Origin of the sequence: uncultured Empedobacter sp. (assembly GCF_937930195.1) — a bacterium.
GTDB classification, from domain to species: domain Bacteria; phylum Bacteroidota; class Bacteroidia; order Flavobacteriales; family Weeksellaceae; genus Empedobacter; species Empedobacter stercoris.
In genome coordinates, this window is sequence record NZ_CALGVK010000079.1 from 1 (window position 1) to 3,251 (window position 3,251).

A 3,251-nucleotide genomic window follows, 5' to 3' on the forward strand; every position below is an offset into this window, starting at 1 on the left:
GGCTAGCCCCCAATGATTTTATTTGAGTTGCACTTATTTGTTGAACTTAGACTTTTTCAATTCAGAAACCCAAAATATTAATTTCAATCTCTTAAAATTCAAAGAAAAACTTTGGTTTTACAAGGCAAATGTATGGTTGTCGATGTTAACACAAAACTTAGATTCAGCTTATGAATTTTCTAAAAAATGGGTGGAATTATTTTACGAAAAAAAAGACCGTATTCTTAGTCATCCCGTTTGGTTTATTAAAGGAAACAGCTATCTATTAAAAATTTTGTACCTGAAAAAAAATTCAGACGAATTTAAATTTTGGTTTGATAAGTTAGAATCAGCTTATGAGATTTTACCTCAAAATGATAATGTAGAAGCGCTTTGGTTCATCAATAAATTCAATAGCAAATTGAATTACTTTTTTATCAATCCAAAAGAAAATATCAGTCCTTTTTTGATTAAAGATATTCTACGAGAAATAAAATTACATCAACATAAAATCGATAATCACCATATTTCGGTACTTTACCTTAAAATCGCTGCCTATTATTTTCTAAACAACGATTGGGATCATTCGTTCGAATATTGTCAAAAAATTATCAGTAGTGAAGCGAGTATTCAGGAAGATTTACATTTTTATACATTGGTTTTAATCATGATGAATTTGTATGATTCTGGCAATGATCAAGATTTGGATACTTATTCCTATAAAACACATCAATTTTGCAAGAAAATGAAAAACAGTAACATCATTACGCGAAAAATTAGTTTGTTTTTTATTGAATTGAATGATTTGTATCCAAACGAAAAAGTAAAAGCGTTTAAAGAATTAGATCAATTTTTAAAAAATGCTGACAGCCAAGAATTATTAAGACGAAATACCAATTACATTAATCTTAGACGCTGGATAGAAGACAAAATTTAGGTTAAATAATATCTTCAAAATAATTTTAATTATTCGTTCATTATTATATATTTATAACTAATTAACATTAAAAAAAATAGTATGTATCAAGATTACAAAGTTGGTGAACACAAAGCTAACAAGGGAATTCGCTTTCTAAACTTTATAATTGATTATGTATCAATTATTTTAGTAACAATGCTTTTTTTTGGTATAATCGCAACAATTATAGTCTTAATTAATCCAGAAAGCAACATTCTATATCAGTTAGAAAATATCAATCCACTTCTCGACAGAATTATTACAGCAATTTTCTATATATTATTAATTTTTCTGTCTGAATTTTTAACCAAAGGTCGTTCTTTAGGAAAACTAATTACAGGCACTAAAGTTGTAATGATTGATGGTTCTGAACCTACTACAAAAGATTATTTTAACCGCAATCTATGTCGTCTTATTCCTTTTGACGTACTTACTTTTTTAGGAGAAAATGGTTGGCACGACAAAATTTCGAATACAACAGTTGTTAATAAAAAGGCTTTCGAAGCAGATTTATCTTATGAAGACATAATTGATACTATTGGAAATACAGAATCTGAAAGCAATATGATAAAGTAAATTCATTTCAAATCATCTCAAAACAATAATTTATGTAATAAATCATTGTTTTTACTGCATATTATTTCGTGAAAAAGGCTATTTATTAATACCTTTGCAACGTAAATATATTTTTGAAAAATGGAAAAACAACCTCAAGAGGTAGTATTAATTGGTGCTGGAATAATGAGTGCTACATTAAGCATACTTCTTAAAAAAATAAATCCGGCTATTAAGATTTCTGTTTTCGAAAAATTAGATAAAATTGGATTTGAAAGTTCTGACGCTTTCAATAATGCTGGTACAGGTCATTCTGCTTTTTGTGAATTGAATTATACACCAATTGACAAAAATGGTAATGTAAACATTGACAAAGCAATTAACATTGCAAAACAATTTGAAACTTCGAAAGAATTTTGGTCTTACTTAGTTGAAAATAATTATGTTTCTTCTCCAGAAAAATTCTTACGTCCAACTCCACACATGTCTTTTGTTTGGGGAGAAGATGATGTGAATTTCTTGAGAAAACGTTACGAAAAACTATCTCAACACCCTTTATTCAAAGACATGGAATATTCTGAAGATTTTGCAAAAATCAAAGAATGGGCTCCGTTGATTGTAAATGGTAGAAATGAATCTGAAAAAGTTGCGGCAACGCACATGAATTTAGGAACTGATGTTAATTTTGGTGAGTTAACTCGTCAAATTTTCCAAGGTTTAAAAAACAAAAACGAAATCACACTTGAAACTGAACATGAAGTAAAAGACTTAACTCGTCTTAGCAACGGTAAATGGGCAGTAAAAGTAAAAGATTTAAAATCGGGGAATAATAAAGCTGTAAATGCAGACTTTGTATTTATAGGTGCTGGTGGAGGAGCAATTTTATTGTTGCAAAAATCTGGAATTCCAGAATCGAAAAAATTTGGCGGTTTCCCTGTTGGTGGACAATGGTTGATTTGTCAAAACGAAGAAGTCATCAAACAACACCATGCAAAAGTATACGGAAAAGCAAAAATTGGTGCACCACCAATGTCTGTTCCTCACTTAGATACACGCGTTATTGATGGTAAACAATCTTTGTTATTTGGTCCATTTGCCACATTCTCAACTAAATTCTTAAAATACGGATCTAACTTAGATTTATTTAAATCTGTAAATTTAGGTAATGTAGGTTTCTTGATGAATTGTGGTTTAAACAACATCGACTTAACAAAATACTTGATCGAACAAGTGATGTTATCAAAAGCTAAAAAGGTTGAATCTTTACAAGAATATTTACCTGAAGCGAAATTAGATGATTGGTTTGAGCAAACTGCAGGTCAACGTGTTCAAGTAATCGAGCAACAAGACGGAAAAGGTACTTTAAAATTTGGTACTGAAATCGTAACCTCTCAAGACGGATCAATGTCAGCCTTATTAGGCGCATCTCCAGGAGCATCTACTTCAGTAAGTGCAATGCTAAACTTAATGAAACAATGTTTCCCTGATTTAATGAAAAACGATTGGAATGATGCAATCAAAACAATGATTCCTTCTTACGGTGAAGATTTAGGTCAAGCCGATTTAATCGAAGCTTCTCGCGCTAGAACAACAAAAGTTCTTAAAATTTTAGAATAAAAATTTTTCTTACACGCTATACAAATCCTGGTAATTTATATTATCAGGATTTTTTATATAATTTAGTTTCAGCAATATTGTATTAAACTTTACAACAACAATTAAACTTAAATAATTTCTTTCTGGGCGTTCCCTCGCCAAC

The 3,251-nt window shown here is 29.9% G+C and carries 3 protein-coding genes; all 3 read left to right on the forward strand.

The features are described 5' to 3' along the window. Positions 1-142 precede the first annotated feature (142 nt). The 3 genes from Q0616_RS05065 to mqo all read left to right on the forward strand — a co-directional run bounded on the left by Q0616_RS05065 (position 143) and on the right by mqo (position 3,109). A complete protein-coding gene (locus Q0616_RS05065; RefSeq protein ID WP_298775544.1) occupies positions 143-916 on the forward strand; it encodes a hypothetical protein in 774 nt (257 codons plus the stop codon). 81 nt (positions 917-997) lie between these two features. Continuing rightward, positions 998-1,513 carry an RDD family protein gene (locus Q0616_RS05070; RefSeq protein ID WP_188319643.1) on the forward strand — a complete coding sequence of 172 codons (516 nt, stop codon included), beginning with the start codon at positions 998-1,000 and terminating at the stop codon, positions 1,511-1,513. A gap of 120 nt (positions 1,514-1,633) precedes the next feature. Continuing rightward, on the forward strand, positions 1,634-3,109 hold the full coding sequence (gene mqo, locus Q0616_RS05075) for a malate dehydrogenase (quinone) (protein WP_188319642.1): 1,476 nt from the start codon (positions 1,634-1,636) through the stop codon (positions 3,107-3,109). Positions 3,110-3,251 lie beyond the last annotated feature (142 nt).

Coding starts and splice junctions, on each gene's coding strand:
- Q0616_RS05065 (WP_298775544.1), top strand. CDS start 143: ATGTTAACACAAAACTTAGATTCAGCTTATGAATTTTCTAAAAAATGG.
- Q0616_RS05070 (WP_188319643.1), top strand. CDS start 998: ATGTATCAAGATTACAAAGTTGGTGAACACAAAGCTAACAAGGGAATT.
- mqo (WP_188319642.1), top strand. CDS start 1,634: ATGGAAAAACAACCTCAAGAGGTAGTATTAATTGGTGCTGGAATAATG.